Origin of the sequence: Tardiphaga sp. 768_D3_N2_1 (assembly GCF_052076105.1) — a bacterium.
Lineage (GTDB): Bacteria > Pseudomonadota > Alphaproteobacteria > Rhizobiales > Xanthobacteraceae > Tardiphaga.
In genome coordinates this window covers 1,815,680-1,837,604 of sequence record NZ_CP197245.1, presented here as the reverse complement: position 1 = coordinate 1,837,604, position 21,925 = coordinate 1,815,680, and the positions used below count along the sequence as shown (strand labels likewise).

The window sequence follows — 21,925 nt, the reverse complement described above, 5'->3', positions numbered from 1 at the left end:
TCACCGCGTCTTCGGCCCCGGCAGCAGCTCGTTGCTGCGGCCGGCGAGCCAATAGGTGATCAGCCCCACCCATTCGTGAACCGCGATGTCGCTCCGGCTGAGGCCGGCGCTGGCGGAATCGAAGGTCTCGGTGGCGTCGATCCAGCCGCGTGTGCGCCAGTCCACCGGATAGGCCTCGACATCGAAGCCGGCCCTGCGGAACGCGCCGACCGCGCGCGGCATGTGCCAGGCGGACGTCACCAGCAGCCAGCGCTCGCCGGGTTTCGGCGTTACCAGGCGGGCGGTCAAGGCGGCATTTTCGTCCGTAGTTCGGGACTCGGTTTCGAGCGTGATGCGTTCAGACGCCACGCCGAAACGCCGCAGCAGCTCGCCAGCGACCGGCGCTTCGGACAGCGCGATCTCGATCAGGCTGCCGGCGCCGCCGGTGAAGACGATGCGCGCCTGCGGATAGCGGCGCGCCAGTTCCAGCATCGCCGTGATGCGCTCACCGGCAGAATTGATCTCCAGCGAGCCCCGCGCCGTGGTGGAGTCAGCGTCGATGGCGCCGCCAAGCACGATGATGCCGTCGGGTGCGCGGCCATCGTCCTGCCATTTCGGAAAACGCTCGGTCAGTGACAGCAGCAGCACATTGCCGACAGGCGAATAGCCGAACACCAGCAGCAGCAGGATGCCGAAGGTCACCAGCAATGTCCCGACACGCTGGCGCTGCAGCAGCACCAGCACGATGCCGATCACGCAAATCGTGGCGATCGCATTGGTCGGCTCCGTGAAGAAGCCGAACAACTTGGAGAAAATGAAAAACATGAGGCCCCTGGCTTGCCGGACGGTGCCACTGCATGGGCCATCCCGTCTGTAAGATCAACGCCGCAAATGCCGGCTGGCCTGATGGATCAATCCCATTTCGGCGCGAAGCCGTAGTCGGTCAGTCGCCCCTTCGGATGCGCCAGATGCGAAATCCGCGTCATCTCGTTTTCGGACAGCATGAAATCGAACACGTCGATATTCTCCGACAGACGCTCGACCTTGGAGGTGCGCGGGATCGCCACTGCGCCCTGTTGGACCAGCCAGCGCAGGCAAACCTGTGCTGCGCTCTTCCCATGTGCCTTGCCGATGTCCGACAGCGTTTCATCGCCGCGGACATTGCCCTGGGCAATGGGGCTGTAGGCGACCATGGCCAGACCATTCTGCCGACAGGCGTCCTGCACCTTCGCCTGATCGAGATAGGGATGGTATTCGACCTGATCGCAGACCAGCGGTGCGGGACACACGGCGACAGCCTGTTCGATCAGCGCGACGGTGAAATTCGACAGGCCGATATGGCGGGTCAGGCCCATCTGCCTGGCATGCGCCAGCGCGCCGAGGGTTTCCTCCAGCGGCACCTGCGGGTTCGGCCAGTGCAGCAAGAGCAGATCGACCTCGGTCATCCGCAGCCTCGTCAGGCTCTCCTTCACGGAGCGTTCGAGATTGTGAGGGGCGAAATGCGTGGTCCAGACCTTGGTCGTCACGAACATCTCGTCACGCCGAATATGCGACGCATGGATGCCCTCGCCGACATCGCGCTCGTTCTCATAGACCTGTGCTGTGTCGATGTGGCGATAGCCGAGCCGGATCGCCTGCTCGACGACGCGCGCACAAATACGGCCGCGCAGTTCCCATGTCCCGAGGCCAATGGCCGGGATGCGGGCGCCGTTTGCTTCCACGAACTGCATCATCTTCTCCTCGAGCGGAGCAACGATACGAACGCCGACAAGCTTTCCTGGATATGGCCAGCGCGTCAGCGCAGGCGATGATCCACAACGATCTTCAGGCGTCCGCAGCGACCGGTGCAAGCGCCGCGAACACCGTCTCCGGTGCATGTGCGATCACCGCCAGCAAGGCACGGGCCGGACCGCGCGGCATGCGCTTGCCCTGCTCCCAATTGCGGATCGTCTCGACGGGAACGCCAAGACGCGCGGCAAATTCCATCTGGGTCAGCTGCGCGCGGCGGCGCAGATCGCGCACTTCGGCTTCGCCGGGCCGCACCGCGACCGGCTCCGGCACGACAGGCATATCGGGAACCAGCGGCACTTCGTGCCCGTCCCGCAATTCGACGATCCGTCCGTCAGCCTTCAACCGCAAGCGCATGTTCGACCTCATTACGCGCAATGGTCGGTCAATACCGTTAAGGAGCGGTGAAGAGCGGCAGGCTCAGCCCTCATGGTGAGGAGGCGCCACCTGGCGCCGTCTCGAACCATGACTGAGTATGCCGCCATCCTTCGAGACGCGCGCAAAGGAGCGCGCTGCTCAGGATGAGGGAGTGCCGCCTTGATCATTTGGCCCTGGCGATCCTGTCAGTCAGGTACTCATTCAGATCTCGAAAGTCCTTAACCGTCCACGCGAACGGAGGCAGTTTGACGCCGTTTTCGCGCAAGGTCCTTGGAATGAGATCGCCGTTGGGACGGAGTATCACGGACGATACAATGACGCCGGGATAGTCAAGCAGGCGCTTCTTGAACTCGGGTGTCGTGAGATCGGGTGTAGGCGGATTGCTTTTATCAGCCAAAGGCCCTGTGCCCTTAACGTCATTTCCGTGGCACATGGCGCAGCGGTTCAAGAAAATCCGCTCCCCGTTCCTGCTGTCAGCAAGAGACATCGACGGCATACACAGCACGATCGCCAATGCAGTGGCGATGCCGCCCTTCTTAGCTATCACAGTGCTCTGCCTCCGATACTGCCGAGCCATGTCGCATGGAATAATGACCAAGTGATTAGAGTGAATACGAGCCCGCTAACCAGCGCGTGAGCAGGTTCAACGCTTTTGGAGCGACAGCGATCGTTAAAGGCCACTTTCCTTGGAAAGCGGAAATATCCAATTCCAAATCAATCGAAGAGCACGCCAGAAAGAAACGGCGCAGTATCCCAGCAATAGAAATCCCGCCGACAGCACGATTGGTGCCAACACAAATCCGTCCCCCGGACCGGATGCTTCGTCAGCGGGAATTTTGGGGGCTGTCAAAATTCCGAAAAGAACCGGGGAAATGACCAACCAAATACAGGCGGCAAGGTGGGGTAACCATCGAAAGCGGACTAATCTGTTGGCCGCGCGCGTCGCCCATATACAAGCTAAAATATTCAGCGTCACGGCAAGGAGAGCACCGAGAACGGGCGGAAGGATAGTTGGATAGTGCGGATCAATAAACACGGTTCATGCTATCAATTGTTGACGCAGTCGACAACGCCCACGAGGTGACCTCAGCGGCCATGGAACAGGACTCCCGCAGTGATCGATTTTGAGACCCGCCTAGTTGCAATTGAGCAGCGCATCGACGCCATGGCCGAATTTATTCACGCGCTCTCATCATCAATGGAGCAACCAGTATTCAACCGCTCCGAACGTTATTTCCGATACAGTAATCCTTCCGCGATGCATTTTGTACTATTGAAAGGCACCCGAGTGGTTAGTGCATTTTACGCGTGCACGACACTTTGCCGCGGAGGTTTCGCGCAAGAGATCTACGTACTGCTTCGAACAGTGATCGAGTACTGTAGCCAAATTGACTACATGGCATCATCCCTAGACGGCACGCAGCGCCCAAGCGGTCGAGCAGCGGATATCGTTCGGGACTATTTTGAGGATCACTATGAGAGCCGTTCCGTGAGCGCAAAACGCCTAAAACTCAAGCAACAGGACGTGCATGAGCACGTCGCAAGTTTTATCGACCAATCTCTTGCTGTAGAACATCGCAGCGTTCCACTGTCAAAATTGATGTCTAACATCTACATTAATCTTTCGAATTTTGTTCACGGGCGCCATGTTGAGTGCATGGATCTATACGGTGGCACGCCTGGCCACTTTCATCTCTTTGGAATGTCCGGCACACCGAAGGATGCCGAGAATATTGAGATCCTCGAAACTTATCTGATTACTGCTGAACACTGCCTTGTAGGAGCGATACAGGCTTTTCGCTTGTTCCCCATTTTAGGCGAAAATGCAGTGCTGCAAGATTGGTACGATAGCGTTTTAAATCGTATCAGCGAATGAACTCTGGAGGCTCTCGCACTCCCGAATAATGAGTAAGTACGCCTCCATCCGGAGTGACACACGCGACAACGGCCTCAGAGTCCGAACGTAGGATGGGTAGAGCGGAGGCGCATCGCGCCGGAGCGAAACCCATCGCCCTGGGATGAAGGTGATGGGTTTCGCGAAGATGCTCTACCCATCCTACCCGCGCCTCAGGCCAAAACCCGACTACTTCAGCCCGCACCACAGCGTCGCGATCCCGAGGAAAGCGAAGAAGCCCACCACATCGGTCACCGTCGTGACGAATGTGCCGGAGGCCACGGCCGGATCGGCCTTCACGCGTTCGAGCACCATCGGAATCAGGATGCCGGCGCGATGCGCCTTCGCTCACCCCATCCTACTTACTAAGAGGTCTCAGTGCTCGTTGACCGCAGCGCCGAGCTTGATCAGGCTCAGCGAGCGGTTCGCGGTCTCGCGCAGGCGGCAGTAGCTCGCGCCGCCCCGGTACATGCCAGGCTCGACTTTGTCGAAGACCGCGCAGAAGCGATCACGCGACGCGCCGAAAGTTTTCTGCGAGTCCGTGGCCGCCTTGGTCACGTCGGCTCCGCCGGCCTGAGCCATCTTTAGCGCCTCATTGGTTTTCTGCGTCCAAATGGCGAGTTCGCGCGACGCGCAGGCCTTCCATTTGGCGACGTCGTCATTCGCGCCCTCTGCCGCCTTGATGCAGGGGTCGGCGACGAGCCCGACGCAAGCGCCGCCAAAGCCACCGTTTTCCTCCGCGGTCTTCAGGCAGGCATCGATCACTGCAACGTCGGTGGGCTTGGCGCCCTGGGCGAAAGCCACCGATGCGAACGGGAGGCTTGCAGCGAGCATGACAGCGGTAAGTTTGAGCCTCATTGGAGATCTCCGTTCGACGCATCGAGGTGTTTGGTTTTTCATGGATGTTGGTCATAGAACCACGCATGAGGTTCAACCGTAGGGTAACCACGCGGCTCGCGAGACACCCGCTCCTGATCTACCACCGTTGGATCTCACCATGACTTATCAGGCCGAAGTCGCGAAAGAACACCTGCGCGACGCCTTCCAATGAACCAGGGAATACACGTTTGCGACAAAATCCTGCCGAGTGGCACCAATCTATCAGGAATCAAGACTAGTGAGGCTTATCCCTTACATCATAGGCCTGATGGCCGCGACGTGGTTGATCGCGTTTTTTGTCGGCGAGCCGGTCAAATCGCAAATCGAGTCAGCCATGGTGGCTGTGTCGTCCGTCATGTGGCTGAGTGTAGCGGCGCACCTGGGCCGCCAATGGTGGACAGGCCGGAAATGATGGCGCAGGTCACCTCAACGCAGATGGAATAAAAAAACACCGTGTGAGGGCGGGTCGTTGCAGATTTGAGGCGCCGGAAACAATGACTGGCCACCTGATTGAACCGAATGGGCGTGCGCAGCGGCTATGACACATTGTGCCTTTCTTCATCGCAGGAGATAGACTGACGTGTCCAACACCCGAAAACTGACGCCCGCACTCTCGACGTCTGGGTGCGACCTGCTGAGGCAATTCGGATTTGACGGCCGAAAGACGCTCTTCTTGCTGCTTCTTCTTTTCGCGATACCCGCGAACGACTGCTCCGCGCAGACACCGCCGCCGCCAGCCGACGAACATGCGTTCGAGAGCGTGCCGCCGACGGTCGTGAAGAGATTGGCGACCCGCTTTTCGCTAGGCGTGTTCGCCGGCCGCTTCGAGAAGACGACGCTCAGCGCGGTCCGCGAAGCCGTGGGCGTAGGGACCATCCAACACCAGGGCGACGCTGGAAGTAGCATCTATTGGCTGTGTTATGGGCGCGCGGAGCATCGACTATGGGTCGTATCGAGCGGAGAGATAGGTGGCCCGGACCATCTCGTCACAGAGATCGTTGAAGAGCTCACCGAGAAAGGCACCGAGACCTCGACCGATTGCGCCACCATCCCGAAAAGGTTCGCCCCCCTCGTCTTCGACGGCAAGCTGCATTCAGGTATGTCGCGTTTGGAGGTCGTCACGGCGCTGGGACCACCGTCGAAGTCGGAAGCTGCTCAGATGGTGTATTCTCACCACGGAAAGCTCGCAGACGGTTTCGATGAGACCGCATGGCTCATTCTCCGGTTTCGTGAGGACAAGCTCGTGTCCATGCGCGGCGGCAAGACCACGACGAATTGAAGTGGCTGCTAGCAGCGTTCATGCTTCCCTGCGTGACGTGCGATGCGCCGGTGGGACGTGCGATTGCCGGGTGACATCGGATGAGCATCACTTGGGCGGATCGCGTCGCCAATCTCAGAAAGGCGCTGGGTCGAGAAACCCATCACCCTGTGATCAGGATGGTGGGGTTCGTGAAGATGCTCTACCCATCCCACGCAGATCTCAGGCGGAAACCGGACTACTTCAGCCCGAACCACAGCGTCGCGATCCCGAGGAAAGCGAAGAAGCCCACCACGTCGGTCACCGTCGTGACGAATGTGCCGGAGGCCACGGCCGGATCGGCCTTCACGCGTTCGAGCACCATCGGGATCAGGATGCCGCCGAGTGCGCCGGCGATCAGATTGCAGATCATTGCAAGGCCGATGACGATGCCGAGACCGGGTGTCTTGAACCACACATAGGCGGCGACGCCGGTGACCACGGCGAAGGCCACGCCGTTGATCAGGCCGACAAGACCTTCGCGGATCACGATGCGCATCGCGTTGTTGGGATTGAGCTGCCGCGTCGCCAAGGCGCGCACCGCGACCGTCATGGTCTGGGTCGCGGCATTGCCGCCCTGGCTGGCGACGATGGGCGCCAGCACCGCGAGCGCCACCATCTGCTGCAACTGGTCCTCGAACAGGCCGAGGACGGACGACGCGATGAAGGCGGTGGCGAGATTGATCAGCAGCCAGGTAAAGCGGCCCTTGGCGATGGTCCAGAAATTGTCCGACAGTTCTTCGTCCGAGGTGACGCCGCCGAGCGCCTTGAGGTCCTCGTCGGCCTCCTCCTCGATGACGTCGACCACGTCGTCGATGGTGATGACGCCGACCAGGCGATCGTCAGTATCGACCACGGGCGCGGCGACAAGATTGTACTTGCCGAACATCCGCGCCACTTCCTCCTGATCGTCCATCACCGAAACGCGGCGGCGGTCCTCGTCGATCAGGTCGGCCAGCGGCACCGGGCGGCGCGCGCGCAGCAGCGCGTCCAGCGACACGGCGCCCTGCCAGCGCTGGTCCGCATCGACGGAATAGATCTCGTAGAACCGGTCCGGCAGGTCCGGCGTTTCGCGCATGTAGTCGATGGCCTGACCGACATTCCAGTCCGGCGGCATCGCGATGAACTCGGTCTGCATCCGCCGGCCGGCGGAGTTTTCGGGGTAAGTGAGACTGCGCTCGAGCGCAACGCGCTCGGACAGCGGCAGCTTCTCGAGGATCTCGTCCTGGACCTCCTCGTCGACGCCTTGCAGCAGTTCGACGGCATCGTCGGAATCGAGTTCGCGAACGCCCTCGGCCACGGTTTCCGGCGGCAGATCCTCGAGCAGTTCCTCGCGGACGGTGTCGTCGACCTCGTTCAGCGCCGAGAAGTCGAAATCGGCGCCGGTCAGCTCGATCAGCGGTACGCGCTCATCCGCATCGAGGGCTTCGATCAGGTCACCGAGATCGGCCTCGTGCAGCTCGCCGACGATTTCCTTGAGGAATGCGGTATCGGCAATCTGAACCGCGCGCGAGATCGCCTCGACAAATTCGGGGCGAATGTCGCCTTCATCATTGCGCATCGGCATTTTGTCGAGTGCCGACAACTCCTCGGGAGCGACCGATTGGGCGAGATCGACATCATCGGCCATGCCGCACCTCGCCTGTTTGTTTGGGGGGTGACGGAGCTAGCGCTATCCTTTCGGAAATGCGCTAATCCATCTGTGAACGGAAGCTCACATCAGGCATTACCCAATGCGCAATGCCTGATGCAATCGGAAAAATGCGGTGCGCGAAATCAGCGGCCGGGAAAGTGTCGTGAACGTGTTGAAGGCCGCCATTTTTGCCTTGATTGCATCGACCGTCGTCGCACATGCCGACGACTGCCCACGCAAGGATACGCTCGGCACCGCGCGCATTCTCACCGTGGATCCCAAGGCCTACCCGCGAGTCGGGACGCAGAGTTTTCCGGATACGCTGCCGCTGGAAGACCGCGAGGTCGTGCTGACCTTCGACGACGGCCCGAATGCGCCGACCACGAGCAAGATTCTCACGGCGCTGTCGCGCGAATGTGTTCGCGCGACCTTCTTCCTGATCGGCAACAGCGCGGCGGCCAATGCGGCGCTGGTGAAGCGCATGGCCGCCGAGGGCCATACCATCGGCCATCACACCCTCGCCCATGCCCATCTCAGCAAGATCAGCAATGCGGCGGCCGTCGAGCAGATCGACAAGGGCATCAGCGCCGACGAAATGGCGCTGAACGGCAAGGCCACCACGGTGCCGACCACGCCGTTCTTCCGATTCCCTTATTTCGAGTCGACACCGGCTTTGCTGGACATGCTGCAGTCCCGCCGGATCGCGGTGTTCGGGGCGGATTTCTGGGCCAGCGACTGGAATCCCATGACCCCGCAGCAGCAACTGGAGCTGATTACCGGCCGGCTGAAAGCCGCCGGGCGGGGAATCATCCTATTTCACGACACCAAGGCGCAGACTGCCGCGATGCTGCCCGATTTCCTGCGCTATCTCCGGGAGAACCGCTACCGGGTCGTGCATATCGTGCCGCCGGCTGCAGGCTCCTCCGCCCGCTCCAGTACCCAGTAGAACGCGCGATCATCAGGATGCGGAAAATACCGTCGGCGGGCCGACATGATTAACATTGCGTTCATGGCCGCCCCGGTACCTTTCCGGCGGATATTGCAGCGAGTGACGGATCGATTGATGAACAAGGTGACGACTGACCGGGCACGACGCCTTCTGTGCCTGAGCCTGCTCACCGGCCTGACCGTGTTCACCGCCGCCGCAGCCTCCACCACCAGTGCTCTGTCGGCCGAGGCGTGCCCGGGCAATCCCGACGCGCTCGGCACCTCGCGCACCATCGTGGTCGATCCGCGCGAGCATCCCAAGATCGGCACCATGCAATATGCCGAGACGCTGCCGCTCAAGGACAAGGAAGTCGTGCTGACTTTCGACGACGGCCCGATCCCCAAGCACTCCAACGCGATCCTGGACATCCTCGCCTCCGAATGCGTGAAGGCGACGTTCTTCATCGTCGGCCGGATGGCGAAGGAACATCCCGAAGGCGTGCGCAAGCTGATCGCGCTCGGCCACACCGTCGGTACCCACAGCCAGAACCATCCGCTCAGCATGAACCGCATGCCGATCGAGAGGGCGCAGCAGGAAATCGAGGACGGCATCGCCAACACCACGGCGGCGCTCGGCGATCCCGCACTGCTGTCGCCGTTCTTCCGCATTCCCGGCCTGCTGCGCGCCAGCGTGGTCGAGGACTATCTGGCCTCGCGCGGCATCCAGACCTGGAGCGCCGACTTCCCGGCCGACGACTGGCGCCATGTCTCCCCGCAGAGGGTCCATGACCTCGCGATCTCGCGCATTGCCGCCAAGGGCAAGGGCATCCTGTTGCTGCACGACATCCAGCCGCGCACCGTCGCCGCCCTGCCCGGCATCCTGCGCGACCTCAAGGCCGGCGGCTATCGCATCGTCCATGTCGAGGCGGCGACGCCGGACAAGCCCAAGACGCCCACGGAGCCGCAGCAGTGGCAGCTGCATCCGGCGTCGGAGACCGTGGCCGTCACGCGCTGGCACAAGGTGCCGACATTCGCCTTCGCCCATGACGAGATGCTGCCGGCGCCGGCGATCTCGGCCTCCGACCAGATGCTGTCGCTGAGCAGGACTTTCGATCGGCGACGGGGCGCCGTGCCATTGCCTGAACAGGCGCCATGGCCGCGCAGCGCGACGCTGCATGCGATGACGGCCAATGCATCCTTGCCGGTGCCGGCACAGGACCTGTTCGAGATCACCGAGCGCCACAGCAAGCCCGTCAACGCGCTGGTCCGGCTGCCGCATCATGCGCAGCAGACGGCGCCGGTCCGCGCTGCTGAGTCAGATGCCATCGGGAAGCTGATCTCGATCGATGCCAGCGCTGCCAGGCGCACCATCCCCGGCGCCATTCCGCCGGGTCTGCATCCGACCGCAGCTGCCGCCCCGCACTGAGCGCGACGATATAGTTTCACGTTCCGATTACGACGCGCTCATCGGCCAATCGATATATCCCTTCGCGCCGCCACCGTAATATGCGTCTCGCGGCGCTTGAGCGAGCGCCACGTCATATTGCAGCCGCGCAACCAGATCGGGATTGGCGATGAAGGGACGGCCGAAGGCGACTGCGTCGACCTTGCCCGCCCTGCGGCGATCGATCGCGAGATCGAGATCGTAGCCGTTGTTGCCGATATACGGTCCTTCGAACTGAGCCCGCAACGCATCGAGATCGATGCCCGCCGGAATTTCACGCGTGCCGCCGGTCGCGCCTTCGACGAAGTGAAGATAAGCGAGATTGAAGCGATTGAGCGAGCGGATCAGATAGCCGTAGGTCGCCATCACATCGCTATCCATCGGCGTATTGCCGGCGTCTGGTGTGGTCGGTGACAGACGTATCCCGACGCGGCCCGCGCCCCACACGGGCAGCACGGCTTCGACCACCTCCTGCGTCAGGCGTGTCCGGTTCTCGATCGAGCCACCATAGCGATCGGTCCGCATGTTGGTGCTGTCGCGGATAAACTGATCCAGTAGATAGCTGTTGGCCGAATGGACCTCGATCCCGTCGAACCCGGCGCGCTTGGCGTTATCTGCAGCACGAACATAATCGGCGATCAGGCCGGGGATCTCGTCAATCTCCAGCGCACGCGGCATCGACACGTCGACCATGCCGTCATTCGTGTAGGTCTGCCCCTCCGCCTTCACCGCGGACGGCGCGACGGGCGCCTGCCTATCCGGCTGGAGATCGACATGGCTGAAGCGGCCGACATGCCAGAGCTGCGAGACGATCTTGCCGCCCGCGGCATGGACGGCATCGGTCACCTTCTTCCAGCCCGCGACCTGTTCGTCGCTCCAGATGCCGGGCGTCAGTGCATAGCCGCGCCCTTGCGGCGAGATGTTCGTCGCCTCGGCGATGATGAGACCGGCGGTGGCGCGTTGCGCATAATAGGTGGCGTGCAGTTCGGTCGGCACGCCATCGTCGCCCGCGCGGCTGCGGGTCAACGGCGCCATGACGATGCGATTGGCGAGATGGATGTCGCCCAGATTGACGGGCGAAAAAAGGTCGGTGCAGGTCGAATTGTCGGTCATCGGTTTCGTTTTCAGAATCTGGTTCAAGCTATTCGGCGGGTCAGCAAATCAGCCAGCGCACGTAGCGGCCGGCCATCAGGCCGCGAATGATTTCGACCTGTTCGGATCATTCATGGCCGAGCCGAACGTCGAAACGTGCAGTCCAGCGGATGAAGCTTCGCGGCTCGCCGGTGATTGGCACGAGGCTGAGGATGGGGTGATAATGATCGACCGGCAGCGATGCCGCGTCGGTGATCAGCCCTCGTATTGATGATAGACCTTGGCGACGATCTTCCAGCCGCCAGCGTCCTTCAGCAGTGTATGGAAGTCGGTATAGTCGGCGCCGATCGCGTCCTTCTCCATGTCGACCCGCACGACCGCCGTGGTCGGCGTGATCGCCAACACGTCGATCCGCGTCTTGATGTCTGGCGCTTTGCCGTTCTTTTCCACGAACTCGTAGAGATTGCGGATCGTGCCGGCCATCGGCGAGCCATTGGTAAAGCCGTACATCACGGCATCCTCGTGAAACGAGCCCGCGACATCCTTGGCGCTACCGACGCGAAGACCGTCCACATAGGTTTGCGCGACCGCAACAACAGCGTCGAAGTCGGCGGTTGAAACGGTCTTGATATTCCTGGTCATGACTGATCTCCTCTGAAACCATTGATCTGCTGCATAAAAATCACGTGACTCTCACAATGGACATATTGTAGTGGTTGATACAGAATAATATATGTAGCGACCGATACAGAAAGTCAACCCGGATTTCGAAAAGATGCCTGCTTCCGATCCTGCTCCGAAAATTTCGCCGCACCGTGCCAAAGGGCGTCCGCGCAGCTTCGATCGCGAAGCCGCGCTGGAACAAGCGTTGAAAGTGTTCTGGGAAAAGGGTTTCGCACCAGCGTCGATCGCTGAGCTTTGTACGGCAATGGGGATCAACCCTCCCAGTCTGTACGCCGCTTTCGGCAACAAGGCCCAGCTCTTCCTGGAAGCTGTCGGCCATTACGAGCGGGTGTTCTGGGACGAGACGTGGGACGCGATGGACGGCGAGCCCGACGTACACCGGGCGATTACCACCTTCTTCGCAGAGGCCACCGCCATTCTGACCAAGCCCGAGGCGCCGTGTGGCTGCATCGTGGTGCTGGGTGCGATCAATGTGCCGGCCGAGGCGCGTGACGTGGCCGACGCACTCAAGGCATTGCGGGATGAAGGGCGCCGGCTGTTCCTCAAGCGCCTGCGCCGCGGCGTCGTTGATGGTCAGTTGTCGGCAGACATCAACGTCAAGGCAGTCGCCAACACGCTCAACACGCTGTTGCAGGGCATGTCGATCGAGGCCAGCGATGGCGCCTCACGCGCGCAGCTCGATCAGGTGGCGGAGTGCGCCACTGCCCTGCTGGCGAAGCGCTAGGGGCTCCGTCACGAAAAAAGATCGGTTAGTTCGACACGATCTTGGCGATGCACAACATCACGATGATGCCAAGAAACAGCAGGTCGATATAGGACTTCATCTCGCCGGCCTGGCGCTGATCGACCACGTCCTTGACGACCATCTTGCGTGTTGCGACGGCAGCCGGGCCCTCGCCGGACAAGCCGCCGAGCCGGCGTGCTTCGAGTTCGAGCTTCTCGATCGCCTTGAAGAAGATGAAGGTGCGCAGCGCCGAGATCGCGCGCATGGCGGCATAGGCCAGCACCAGAGCCGCCACGATGGCGCGCTGCTGGTAGGTGCCGACGAAATTCAGGCTGAAATAGACCAGCGCCAGAAAGGCAAAGTTGGAGATGAAACGATAGGCATAGCTCAGATATTTCATGTCCGCTCCGGAAGATCGACCGGCACGGGATGGTCGCCGCCGGGTTGCGGCACTGCTAGCGGTAGATCGTTACGAGAGCGCTAAAACGCAACGACAACTGCAATCGATCTTCCGATTTGGCCAGGCTAAGCCCGCGTTGCCCCGTCACGCATCTATTTGAGCAGCGCACATTCGCTTTCCGCCACGGGTCTGAATACGTCCTCGCCGCGGACGGTCGAGAGGTACTGGTAGTAATCCCAGGGTCCTGTGGACTCCGATGGAGACTTGACCTGAAACAGATGCATGTCGCGCATCACGCGACCATCCTTGCGGATCTTGATGTCCTTGCTCATGAAATCGTTGACGGGCAGCGATCGCATCGTATCGGAGACGGCTGGTCCGGCGATCGAACCCGCTTTCTGAACGGATTTCAGATAGTGAGTGACTGCGCTGTAAACGCCCGCCTGGATCATGTTGGGTTTCTTCCTGGCGACCGCTTCGAAACGTTTTGAAAAGCGGCGCGTCTCGTCATCGTGGTCCCAATAGAAGGCCTCGGCGATAACGATGCCTTGCGATGCCTTGAGTCCGAGACCATGCACGGTGTTGATGAGAAGAAGGAGGCCGCCAAGCCGCTGGCCTCCCTTCACGATACCGAATTCATCGGCCTGCTTGATCGTGTTCAGCGAGTCGTCGCCGGAATTGGCGAGGCCGATGATCTTGGCGCCGGATCCCTGTGCCTGCAGCAGAAAGGATGAGAAATCGGCCGTCCCCAGCGGATGCCTCACGCGGCCGAGCACCTTTCCGCCCAGCCGCTCGATGGCGGTCGTTGCATCGCGCTCGAGCGCATGACCGAAGGCATAGTTGCTCGTGATGAAGAACCAGGTGTCGACGCCGGATTTCGCCATTGCTCTCGGCAGCGTATTGGCCAGCGCATATGTGTCGTAGGTCCAGTGAAAGCCGAGCGGCGAACAGGCCTTGCCGGTCAGGTCGGAGGTCGCCGGGCCGGAGAACATGGCGATCTTTTCTTTCTCCCTGACGATATCCTGGATCACCAGCCCGGCGGCGGAGGTGCCACCGTCGACGATGGCGCTGACATTCTCGACATCGATCCACCGGCGCGTGATCGCCGCTGCGATATCGGTCTTGTTCTGATGGTCGGCGGAAAGCAGCTCGATGCGACGCCCAAGCACCTTCTCTCCGAAGTCTTCAATTGCAAGGCGCGCCGCGATCACCGATCCCAGCCCGGTCACATCCGCGGTGCTGCCCGACTGATCATTGAGAACGCCTATGCGAAGCGGCGCGTCTTCAGCGCGCCCGTCGCCAAGCGACGCAAAGAGCGCAACCAGTGCAAGCGCCAGCAGTATGAAACGAGACCTTGAGCCTGGCATTCCACGTTCCCCTCACGACAGCCGACCTCGCCGATCGGCTCACCCCGTCCAAAACGCTCTCGCAACCAGTCATGCAAAAACATGGCCGGATTCTCGAATGCCAGAGGCAGAGCGTGAAAGCTTGAACGTTATTGGATATTTCGCACGCGTAGGCCGGCGCAGCGCAAAGCGCTTGCGTCCCGCCGCGCCGCCCTCCTAAGCTCAAGCATGGCAATTGAAGAGTCTCTTCCCCGTGGCCTGAAACTGCACAATCTGGGTGGGATAGAGGTCGTCGCAGGACGATATCGCGACCATGTCCTGCCCCGGCACAGCCACGACGGATTGATGCTGTCGCTCTTGAGCGACGGCGTACAGGCGCTGCATTGCCGGGGCGTGACTCATTTCGCCGATGCGGGGAAAATTCTGGCGGTGCCTCCGCATGAAGTGCATGCAGCCGAACCCGGCGTCGAAGGTGGATGGTACTATCACACGATCACCATTCCATCGGACGTGCTCGAACGGCATCACCCTCAGGGCGCACGCTTTCTCTGCGAGACCGCAATATGCGATGATGAAATGAAGCGCGCTCTGCAGACGCTGTTCCGCAGCTTCAATGGAGCGCCCGTACTTCAGCAGGAAGAAGCGTTACTTGATGTGCTGGAGCATTTTCTGACCCGGCACACCCGCCTTCCGCAGAGGGCATCTCACAAGCCGATCGAACTGCGGGCGGTCGAGACCTGCAAAGCATATCTGGCCGCCTATCTGCACCGGAACGTCACGCTCACCGAGCTTGCGCAACTTGCGCGGATCGACCGCTTTCTGCTGGTCAGGTGCTTCACGGCTATCGTCGGAATACCCCCGCATGCCTGGCACATGCAGCAGCGCCTTCACAAGAGTTTCGAAATGCTGTCCAAGGGGCAAAGCGTGGCAGACGTCGCCGCTGCAACGGGGTTTGCGGATCAGGCCCATTTGACACGCGCCTTCAAGCGGGTGACCGGGATCACGCCCGGCCGGCTCAGGAAGGACCATCTCGCCTTTCAGTCGCAGCCGGCGACCAGCCGTCCGCGCATCACATGGCCGCTTCCCGGCCTGTAACGAGTGACGCGGTCGCAGAGGAAGGACCGCCCGGCCACCGGTCACGCAAGCCGTATTTCCCGGCTGGTCGGAAAGCCGTGCAGTCCGTTGCTGCCGAAGACCATCGCGTTGGAGCGGTACGGATCGCCCGACACGACGATCAGGATATGGTCCGCGCGCTCGACCACGGGCACCAGCCGGTTCGGATCGTCGCTTTCCGCGAAATGCGCGGCAGCAAGCCCGTCTGCGTGAAGTCGCCACAACGTTCGGCGTCCCGGAACGCAGTTGGAGTATTTGCCGATATAAGCTTCGAACTTCCAGGCGGGAATCCGGGCATGGCGATAAAGCCGCTCGCGCAGATCTTCGATATTGCTTCCGGCCTTCGCCAGCGTCTTGGCGACCATCGGACTGATCGCCACGAGCGGGCGGAGGGTGCCCGGCGCAAGGCCGGCCGTGAAACATAGCTCCCAACAGCTTTGACGGATCAAACCGTCAGCAAGATAGATCGCGATGTCTTCGGGATCGCGGCCGTAGATGGAGCCGACAACGGTGTCACCCGTGAATCTTCCGACCGTTACAACACTGGAGCCCTTTGCGAAGCCCTGGCGCCCTGCGAATGTCGTCCAGCCCAGCTTTGCGACTGCCGGCTCGTGCTCCGCGAGAACCACGCGGGCGGAATGGCCGAACGTGCATTTGTCACCCTCTCCCGGCCGCAGCCCGACAACATTGCGCAGGAAGAGACGCAGGAAGCGTCCCACCGTGGTGTTGGCCCTGTTCCCTTCACGCATCGCGCCGTTTTCGCAATTGAACCCGAGCGCTTCAATGACCGGACCACTGAGCACGATCAGCGGATCGCCGCCCGTCGTGTCGCCGCTGTGCTCGACCCCGTAGGCAGGGCTGGCCATGATCTCGGCGATGGCGACCAGGACCGGCATATAGTCTGGCGCACACCCAGCCATGACGCCATTGACCGCCACATTCCAGATCGTCACGCCGGATCCGGATGGCTGAACGCAGCCAATCAGCCTGTCCGGCGGATAGGGCGTAAACTTCAAGAACTCTGCCACCGCCTCACGTGTCGGCGGAACGACCGGCAAGCCGTCAGACCAGCCTTCGACCCGATAGATTTCGTTGATCTCGTTGAAGTCGCCCGTCGCCACAATCTCGGTCGGCGAATAGATCCTGGCCGCTTTTCCCTGCGGCGCCGGATGTGTCGTCAGACACTTCACTACGGCATGCGCCGTATGGGACAACACCATGTCGCGCAATTCGGCATTGCTCAGGCTGTCGACATATCCTGGCATCTCCACCACGGGCAGCCAGGCGCAACCAAGACCCGGAGAGACTGCACGGGCCTGTCCGGCAAAACCCTCGCACACCAGAGAGGCCGTTGGAATGCCGGCCTTCTCGATCGCGGCACTGGCGCGCATGACCGCCGGCGTGCAGGCGCCGCAGCAGCCGATGCCGGAAATCACCACATCCACGCCGTGTTCAGCGAGCTTGCCCGGCAGTTCGGCGAGCACCTTGCGATCATTGCCACCAAGTGTATTTCCGAACTTCTCGTAGCTCACGAAGGTTGCGTCCGGAAAGGCTTCGCCCAGAGCTTCCTCCAGAAGCGCAAAGATCTCGTCGCCGCGAAAGAGATAGTCCCAGACGAAAGCAATCCGGCGGCCTGCAAGGGTCGCGGGGCGGTTCGCCGGATAAAATATCTCGATCGAAGGCGCCCCTTCCGGCGAGACCGTTCGATAAGGCGTCGCTGTCATCATCCGATGCTTCCCTGCACTGACCTGTTGCAAGGACTCTGCTCGGAGCGGGCGCGCGAAGATTGAATGATGTTGGATAAGTTTCGTGATCCTGCGGGACCGTGACGCGCTTCGATGCGCGGCCTGACGGAGATCGGACCCGCGTCCAGGTACAAATCCGTTGGCGCGGCACGGCCGGCCGGTGCATCGCGACCTTGACAGCGGAACCAGGTTCGACGTAACCAGCCGCTTGCAGGGCATCTCCCAGCCGTAAGCGTTAACGTCACTCAACGTGCTCAGCTCCGGACAGCCCCAACATGGCTGGCCGCCCCGAAAGCACGTCGACATGAACCAGAACGCTCCCCTCAAATCCAAAACTGCGTCCAAGCCCGCGCCTCTCAGCCGCGACGACCGCAAGAGCCTGATCAAGCAGGTCGCGATCGTCTTCTTCGGATTCCTCTCGGTCGGCCTGCCGCTGCCGCCGATCTCGCTCTACATGCACGACCAGCTCGGTTTCTCGGCCGGCGTGATCGGCTTCGCCATCGGCATCCAGTCGGTGGTGACGGTGCTCACCCGGCACCGCGCCGGCACCATGAGCGATCACCACGGCGCGCGCTACGTGATCCGGCTTGGCTTGCCGCTGGCGGCGCTGGCCGGCCTGTTCTATCTGCTCGCGGCCGTTGCGCCGTTGCCAAGCGAAGGCAAGCTTGCGCTGCTGCTGATTGGCCGCGTCGCGCTCGGCTTCGGCGAGAGCCTGTTCATCACCGGCGCCATGAGCTGGTGCATCGGCCGGCTTGGCCCGCATCGCACCGGCTTCATCATGTCGTGGCAGGGCATCGCGATGTATTCGGCGATCGGATTGGGCGCGCCGATCGGCCTTGCCGTCTACGCCTCCATCGGCTTCGCCGGCGTCGGCGTGCTGGCCGCCATCTCGCCGCTGATCGCATTGGCGGTCGCCTATTCGATCCCGGACGTGCCGGTGTCCGGCAATACCGAACGCACGCCGTTCTACAAGGTGATCGGACTGATCTGGCGCTCCGGCACGGTCCTGTTTCTGGCCACCATTCCCTTCGCGGGGATCACCGGCTTTCTCGCGCTAACCTATGTCGAACGCGGCTGGTCCGGCGCAGGCATCGCGCTCGCCGCCTTCTCGACCGGCTTCATTGTCGTGCGCCTGGTCGGCAGTCATTTGCCCGACCGGTTCGGCGGCGCGCGCGTCGCGATGGCATCGCTGGCCATCGAGGCGCTGGGTCAGGCGCTGATCTGGCTATCCACGAGCCCGATGCTCGCGCTGCTCGGCGCACTCGTCACCGGCATCGGCTTCTCGCTGATCTTCCCCTCGATGGGCGTCGAGGCCACGCGCCGCGTGCCGATCGAACAGCGCGGCCGCGCGGTGGCGAATTTCATCGCCTTCTTCGATCTGGCGATCGGGCTGACAGCACCGGCAGTTGGATATGCGGCGGGCGTGTTCGGCTATGGCGCGACATTCGTGATCGGTGCTGTCGCGGCGATCTGCGCGCTGGTGCTTGCGGCGAGCGGGTGAGCCAAGCACGCCACGCACCTCACTCGTGTTTTGTTGTGACTGTTACTTCGCAGCGGCGGACACTGCCTCGCGCAACGGCGCCCGGCTCAATTCGTTGCCAGCCTTGATAACTTTATGCAGAAGCCGCAGGAATTCAGCGGACTCCTTGCTTGTCAGGCCTCGCATCATGATCCGTTGCGCTGCCTCAACCACGGGCTCGATACCGCCGAGAATCCGCCGCCCCTCGTCGGTGACGAGCAATTCTCGCACCCGCCTGTCCCGGTCATTGGCCCGACGCTGAAGCAAGCCCTTCTGCACCAGCCTGTCGACCACGCCCGTGATGGTCGTTCGGTCATAGGCAATCAGCCCGGCAAGCGTCACTTGATCAATGGCAGGGTGCGCTTCGACAACCGTGAGCGCCGCATATTGAACGGGCGTTAAATCGTAGCCGGCCGCTTCGACCTCTGCATGAAAGATCGCCACGGCGATCTGCTGGAAACGGCGCGCGAGATGCCCCGGCTTTTCGTTGTTGTCCGCCACCCGATCCTCCTCGCGTTACACCTGCTTGACTAGCATACTGATCATCAGCATACTGATCAAGTACTGCGAGCCCACCGTACGGATCGGGCGCACGACCGCACAAGCCCTGATAGCGCGCGACGGGGGTAACGAGGTTCGCCTTGGCGATGATTGGCCAGGAACGGAGCCCGCCAAGACAAGGAGACGTCATGCAGTTCCATCTGAATGGCTTTGCGCCCGGCGATCCCGAGATTGCCGATCCAACGATGCGTCATCCGGCGCCTGGCGCTTCGGGAGCGCTGCCAGATCAAGTCGACGTCCTCATCATCGGTTGCGGGCCAGCAGGCCTGACACTGGCTGCGCAGTTGTCTGCTTTCCCCGACATCAAGACTTGCATCATTGACCAGAAGCCCGGCCCACTTCTGCGCGGTCAGGCAGACGGCATCGCCTGCCGAACGATGGAAATGTTCGAAGCCTTTGGCTTCAGTGAGCGCGTGCTCAAGGAAGCCTGCTGGATCAACGAGACGACGTTCTGGACGCCCGACGAGAAGCTGCCCGCCAATATCGTCCGGAGCGGCCGCGTCCAGGACACCGAAGACGGGTTGTCGGAATTCCCCCACGTCGTCCTGAACCAGGCACGCGTGCATGACTTCTATCTCGACGTCATGCGGAAGTCTCCCGCGGCATTGGAGCCACACTATGCGCGGCGCCTCCTGGGTCTCGACATCGCGCCGTCGGTTGCGCGCGATGACGCTCATCCACATCGCGTGACAGCCAGGATCGAGCGACTTGACCCCACTCACGGAAATCAGATCGAAACCATCAAGGCCCGCTATGTCGTTGGCTGCGATGGGGCACGCAGTACGGTGCGCAGCTCCATCGGGCGCACGCTTGTCGGCGACTCCGCCAATCACGCCTGGGGCGTCATGGACGTGCTGGCCGTCACCGATTTCCCGGATATCCGCTTCAAGTCCTTGATCCGCTCCGCCACCGGCGGCAGCATGATTATTATCCCGCGCGAGGGTGGATACCTCTTTCGCCTCTACATCGAGATGGACAAACTCGACGTCGGAGAGCGCGTCGCCAATCGCAATATCACGCCCGACCATCTCGTTGCGGCGGCTCAGCGGATTTTCAATCCGTACAGATTCGACGTGAAGGAGATTTCATGGTGGTCGGTCTACGAGATCGGCCAGCGCCTTTGCGACAAGTTCGACGATGTTCAGGAGTTGGATACAAGGAGCGAGCCATGCGTCTTCATCGCCGGGGACGCTTGCCACACCCACAGTCCGAAAGCGGGCCAGGGCATGAACGTCTCCATGCAGGATGGCTTCAATCTGGGCTGGAAGTTGGCCTCCGTCCTGCGCAAGACATGCGCGCCCGCGCTCTTGCATAGCTATTCAGCCGAACGTCAGGCAATCGCGAAAGAACTGATCGATTTCGACCGCGAGTGGGCTCAGGTCCTGAGCTCGGCTTCAAAATCGACCGCAAACGGAAGCACTCCCAAAAACGATCAGGCCGAGACGCAGGATTACTTCGTCAAGCATGGACGCTATACGGCAGGAACGGCAGTTCTCTATCGGCCATCGCCGATCACCGGTGAGAGCACCTATCAGCACCTCGCCGCTGGCCTGACGATCGGCATGCGGTTTCATTCTGCACCTGTCATTCGCGTGACGGATGCAAAGCCGCTACATCTTGGCCACACAATCAAGGCGGATGGGCGCTGGCGACTTTTCGCCTTCGCGGGATCGCAAGATCCGGCCTCACCCAAGTCCGGCATTCACTCTCTCTGCGAATTTCTGACTGAGGCTGAGCAATCGCCGATCAGGAAATATACTTCGGCCGACGACGATATCGACTCCGTGATCGACGTCCGCGCCATTTTCCAGCAAAGCCATGATGAGCTGGCCATCAATGTGATGCCACCCCTGCTTCTTCCGAAAAAGGGACGCTTCGGACTTGTCGATTATGAAAAGATATTCTGCTCCGATACGCGGAGCGACATATTCACCTTGCGTAATATCGATCGCAAACACGGATGCGTGGTGATCGTCAGGCCCGATCAATATGTCGCGCACGTCCTTCCACTGGACGGTTACAAATCGCTCGCGGCATTCTTTGATGGTTTTTTGATACAGCGGTAGGCGCGTAACCGACGTCGCTGAACGCCAGCGTGTAGAGCCGACAACCTCGTTTTCCGAGAAGGCCAAATAAGTCCGCGCGCTGCTGGAAAGCTGGCTTTGCAGCGGCGTGGCGGTCGGGCTGACAGCACCGGCAGTTGGATATGCCGCGGGCGTGTTCGGCTATGGCGCGACATTCGTGATCGGTGCTGTCGCGGCGATCTGCGCGCTGGTGCTGGCGGCGAGCGGCTGAAACCAGGCGCGCCTCCGCCTCGCTCAAATGATGCCTGCGCCGCCGCACGGTTCATCGGAACATGATCCAACGGCCGGCCACTGCCTAGATCGGTTCGGGCGCCATCAACTCGATCAAATTGAAGCTAATTTTCTCGCTCATTTGAAACCCTGAGGGCCAAAAGGCGAGCCGCGTTGCGCAAAATAATACCACCTATAAGCGAGCGACTGTTACTTCGAATGTTCAGT

At 61.3% G+C, this 21,925-nt stretch carries 21 protein-coding genes and 1 pseudogene; 9 read left to right on the top strand and 13 right to left on the bottom strand.

The window, feature by feature from the left end; genetic code table 11:
- From AB8A27_RS08355 to AB8A27_RS08340, 4 genes are all read right to left on the bottom strand, one after another.
- The gene (locus AB8A27_RS08355; RefSeq protein ID WP_441241514.1) at window positions 1-804 is read right to left on the bottom strand and encodes a YdcF family protein; all 804 of its coding nucleotides are present in this window, start codon (window positions 802-804) and stop codon (window positions 1-3) included.
- Window positions 805-890: 86 nt separating this feature from the next.
- Entirely contained in the window at window positions 891-1,709 is an 819-nt protein-coding gene (locus AB8A27_RS08350) for an aldo/keto reductase (protein ID WP_441244857.1), read from the bottom strand.
- A 94-nt stretch (window positions 1,710-1,803) separates the two neighbouring features.
- Entirely contained in the window at window positions 1,804-2,124 is a 321-nt protein-coding gene (locus AB8A27_RS08345) for a helix-turn-helix domain-containing protein (RefSeq protein WP_081421759.1), read from the bottom strand.
- Between the two features lie 184 nt (window positions 2,125-2,308).
- On the bottom strand, window positions 2,309-2,692 hold the full coding sequence (locus tag AB8A27_RS08340; RefSeq protein ID WP_441241513.1) for a c-type cytochrome: 384 nt from the start codon (window positions 2,690-2,692) through the stop codon (window positions 2,309-2,311).
- Between the two features lie 567 nt (window positions 2,693-3,259).
- Between AB8A27_RS08340 and AB8A27_RS08335 the strand changes: the two genes are divergently transcribed.
- A complete protein-coding gene (locus tag AB8A27_RS08335) occupies window positions 3,260-4,021 on the top strand; it encodes a hypothetical protein (protein WP_441241512.1) in 762 nt (253 codons plus the stop codon).
- A gap of 207 nt (window positions 4,022-4,228) precedes the next feature.
- Here the strand turns inward: AB8A27_RS08335 and AB8A27_RS08330 are convergent.
- Together AB8A27_RS08330 and AB8A27_RS08325 are read right to left on the bottom strand one after the other, a co-directional pair.
- Window positions 4,229-4,369 (bottom strand): annotated as a pseudogene (locus AB8A27_RS08330) (magnesium transporter); the annotation flags it as partial.
- A 45-nt stretch (window positions 4,370-4,414) separates the two neighbouring features.
- Complete coding sequence (locus tag AB8A27_RS08325) at window positions 4,415-4,897, bottom strand: lysozyme inhibitor LprI family protein (RefSeq protein WP_441241511.1); 483 nt, start codon at window positions 4,895-4,897, stop codon at window positions 4,415-4,417.
- Between the two features lie 601 nt (window positions 4,898-5,498).
- On the opposite strand from AB8A27_RS08325, the gene AB8A27_RS08320 reads away from it, so the two are divergent.
- The gene (locus AB8A27_RS08320) at window positions 5,499-6,197 is read left to right on the top strand and encodes a hypothetical protein (RefSeq protein WP_441241510.1); all 699 of its coding nucleotides are present in this window, start codon (window positions 5,499-5,501) and stop codon (window positions 6,195-6,197) included.
- 217 nt (window positions 6,198-6,414) lie between these two features.
- On the opposite strand, the gene mgtE is transcribed toward AB8A27_RS08320, so the two are convergent.
- Window positions 6,415-7,845: a magnesium transporter gene (mgtE, locus tag AB8A27_RS08315; RefSeq protein ID WP_441241509.1), complete on the bottom strand. Its 1,431-nt coding sequence runs from the start codon at window positions 7,843-7,845 to the stop codon at window positions 6,415-6,417.
- Window positions 7,846-8,011: 166 nt separating this feature from the next.
- Between mgtE and AB8A27_RS08310 the strand changes: the two genes are divergently transcribed.
- Together AB8A27_RS08310 and AB8A27_RS08305 are read left to right on the top strand one after the other, a co-directional pair.
- Entirely contained in the window at window positions 8,012-8,794 is a 783-nt protein-coding gene (locus tag AB8A27_RS08310) for a polysaccharide deacetylase family protein (RefSeq protein WP_441241508.1), read from the top strand.
- 117 nt (window positions 8,795-8,911) lie between these two features.
- Window positions 8,912-10,201 carry a polysaccharide deacetylase family protein gene (locus AB8A27_RS08305; protein WP_441241507.1) on the top strand — a complete coding sequence of 430 codons (1,290 nt, stop codon included), beginning with the start codon at window positions 8,912-8,914 and terminating at the stop codon, window positions 10,199-10,201.
- Between the two features lie 27 nt (window positions 10,202-10,228).
- On the opposite strand, the gene AB8A27_RS08300 is transcribed toward AB8A27_RS08305, so the two are convergent.
- Window positions 10,229-11,332, bottom strand: coding sequence for an alkene reductase (locus AB8A27_RS08300; RefSeq protein WP_441241506.1), 1,104 nt, complete (start codon window positions 11,330-11,332; stop codon window positions 10,229-10,231).
- A 234-nt stretch (window positions 11,333-11,566) separates the two neighbouring features.
- Window positions 11,567-11,953 (bottom strand): nuclear transport factor 2 family protein, encoded by a 387-nt coding sequence (locus AB8A27_RS08295; protein WP_441241505.1) that lies wholly within the window; start codon window positions 11,951-11,953, stop codon window positions 11,567-11,569.
- A gap of 133 nt (window positions 11,954-12,086) precedes the next feature.
- On the opposite strand from AB8A27_RS08295, the gene AB8A27_RS08290 reads away from it, so the two are divergent.
- Window positions 12,087-12,719: a TetR/AcrR family transcriptional regulator gene (locus AB8A27_RS08290; protein ID WP_441241504.1), complete on the top strand. Its 633-nt coding sequence runs from the start codon at window positions 12,087-12,089 to the stop codon at window positions 12,717-12,719.
- A 25-nt stretch (window positions 12,720-12,744) separates the two neighbouring features.
- Here AB8A27_RS08290 and AB8A27_RS08285 read toward each other — a convergent pair whose 3' ends face one another.
- The gene (locus tag AB8A27_RS08285; protein WP_441241503.1) at window positions 12,745-13,119 is read right to left on the bottom strand and encodes a hypothetical protein; all 375 of its coding nucleotides are present in this window, start codon (window positions 13,117-13,119) and stop codon (window positions 12,745-12,747) included.
- Window positions 13,120-13,271: 152 nt separating this feature from the next.
- Window positions 13,272-14,486, bottom strand: a complete 1,215-nt coding sequence (locus AB8A27_RS08280; protein ID WP_441241502.1) for an ABC transporter substrate-binding protein — start codon at window positions 14,484-14,486, stop codon at window positions 13,272-13,274.
- A 207-nt stretch (window positions 14,487-14,693) separates the two neighbouring features.
- On the opposite strand from AB8A27_RS08280, the gene AB8A27_RS08275 reads away from it, so the two are divergent.
- The gene (locus tag AB8A27_RS08275) at window positions 14,694-15,560 is read left to right on the top strand and encodes an AraC family transcriptional regulator (protein ID WP_441241501.1); all 867 of its coding nucleotides are present in this window, start codon (window positions 14,694-14,696) and stop codon (window positions 15,558-15,560) included.
- A gap of 41 nt (window positions 15,561-15,601) precedes the next feature.
- On the opposite strand, the gene AB8A27_RS08270 is transcribed toward AB8A27_RS08275, so the two are convergent.
- A complete protein-coding gene (locus tag AB8A27_RS08270; RefSeq protein WP_441241500.1) occupies window positions 15,602-17,668 on the bottom strand; it encodes a UGSC family (seleno)protein in 2,067 nt (688 codons plus the stop codon).
- On the opposite strand from AB8A27_RS08270, the gene AB8A27_RS08265 reads away from it, so the two are divergent.
- Window positions 17,628-18,824, top strand: a complete 1,197-nt coding sequence (locus AB8A27_RS08265; RefSeq protein ID WP_441241499.1) for an MFS transporter — start codon at window positions 17,628-17,630, stop codon at window positions 18,822-18,824. The genes AB8A27_RS08270 and AB8A27_RS08265 overlap by 41 nt on opposite strands.
- Window positions 18,825-18,866: 42 nt before the next feature.
- On the opposite strand, the gene AB8A27_RS08260 is transcribed toward AB8A27_RS08265, so the two are convergent.
- A complete protein-coding gene (locus AB8A27_RS08260; protein WP_441241498.1) occupies window positions 18,867-19,343 on the bottom strand; it encodes a MarR family winged helix-turn-helix transcriptional regulator in 477 nt (158 codons plus the stop codon).
- A gap of 188 nt (window positions 19,344-19,531) precedes the next feature.
- Between AB8A27_RS08260 and AB8A27_RS08255 the strand changes: the two genes are divergently transcribed.
- Together AB8A27_RS08255 and AB8A27_RS08250 are read left to right on the top strand one after the other, a co-directional pair.
- Window positions 19,532-21,469, top strand: coding sequence for an FAD-binding monooxygenase (locus AB8A27_RS08255; protein WP_441241497.1), 1,938 nt, complete (start codon window positions 19,532-19,534; stop codon window positions 21,467-21,469).
- A 106-nt stretch (window positions 21,470-21,575) separates the two neighbouring features.
- Complete coding sequence (locus tag AB8A27_RS08250) at window positions 21,576-21,698, top strand: hypothetical protein (protein ID WP_441241496.1); 123 nt, start codon at window positions 21,576-21,578, stop codon at window positions 21,696-21,698.
- Window positions 21,699-21,925: the final 227 nt, after the last annotated feature.

What these genes read in the sequence shown, in the direction of transcription:
- AB8A27_RS08285 (WP_441241503.1), bottom strand. Translation starts at nt 13,119, where the DNA reads ATGAAATATCTGAGCTATGCCTATCGTTTCATCTCCAACTTTGCCTTT.
- AB8A27_RS08355 (WP_441241514.1), bottom strand. Translation starts at nt 804, where the DNA reads ATGTTTTTCATTTTCTCCAAGTTGTTCGGCTTCTTCACGGAGCCGACC.
- mgtE (WP_441241509.1), bottom strand. Translation starts at nt 7,845, where the DNA reads ATGGCCGATGATGTCGATCTCGCCCAATCGGTCGCTCCCGAGGAGTTG.
- AB8A27_RS08325 (WP_441241511.1), bottom strand. Translation starts at nt 4,897, where the DNA reads ATGAGGCTCAAACTTACCGCTGTCATGCTCGCTGCAAGCCTCCCGTTC.
- AB8A27_RS08265 (WP_441241499.1), top strand. Translation starts at nt 17,628, where the DNA reads ATGAACCAGAACGCTCCCCTCAAATCCAAAACTGCGTCCAAGCCCGCG.
- AB8A27_RS08290 (WP_441241504.1), top strand. Translation starts at nt 12,087, where the DNA reads ATGCCTGCTTCCGATCCTGCTCCGAAAATTTCGCCGCACCGTGCCAAA.
- AB8A27_RS08275 (WP_441241501.1), top strand. Translation starts at nt 14,694, where the DNA reads ATGGCAATTGAAGAGTCTCTTCCCCGTGGCCTGAAACTGCACAATCTG.
- AB8A27_RS08305 (WP_441241507.1), top strand. Translation starts at nt 8,912, where the DNA reads ATGAACAAGGTGACGACTGACCGGGCACGACGCCTTCTGTGCCTGAGC.
- AB8A27_RS08295 (WP_441241505.1), bottom strand. Translation starts at nt 11,953, where the DNA reads ATGACCAGGAATATCAAGACCGTTTCAACCGCCGACTTCGACGCTGTT.
- AB8A27_RS08300 (WP_441241506.1), bottom strand. Translation starts at nt 11,332, where the DNA reads ATGACCGACAATTCGACCTGCACCGACCTTTTTTCGCCCGTCAATCTG.
- AB8A27_RS08345 (WP_081421759.1), bottom strand. Translation starts at nt 2,124, where the DNA reads ATGCGCTTGCGGTTGAAGGCTGACGGACGGATCGTCGAATTGCGGGAC.
- AB8A27_RS08280 (WP_441241502.1), bottom strand. Translation starts at nt 14,486, where the DNA reads ATGCCAGGCTCAAGGTCTCGTTTCATACTGCTGGCGCTTGCACTGGTT.
- AB8A27_RS08255 (WP_441241497.1), top strand. Translation starts at nt 19,532, where the DNA reads ATGCAGTTCCATCTGAATGGCTTTGCGCCCGGCGATCCCGAGATTGCC.
- AB8A27_RS08350 (WP_441244857.1), bottom strand. Translation starts at nt 1,709, where the DNA reads ATGCAGTTCGTGGAAGCAAACGGCGCCCGCATCCCGGCCATTGGCCTC.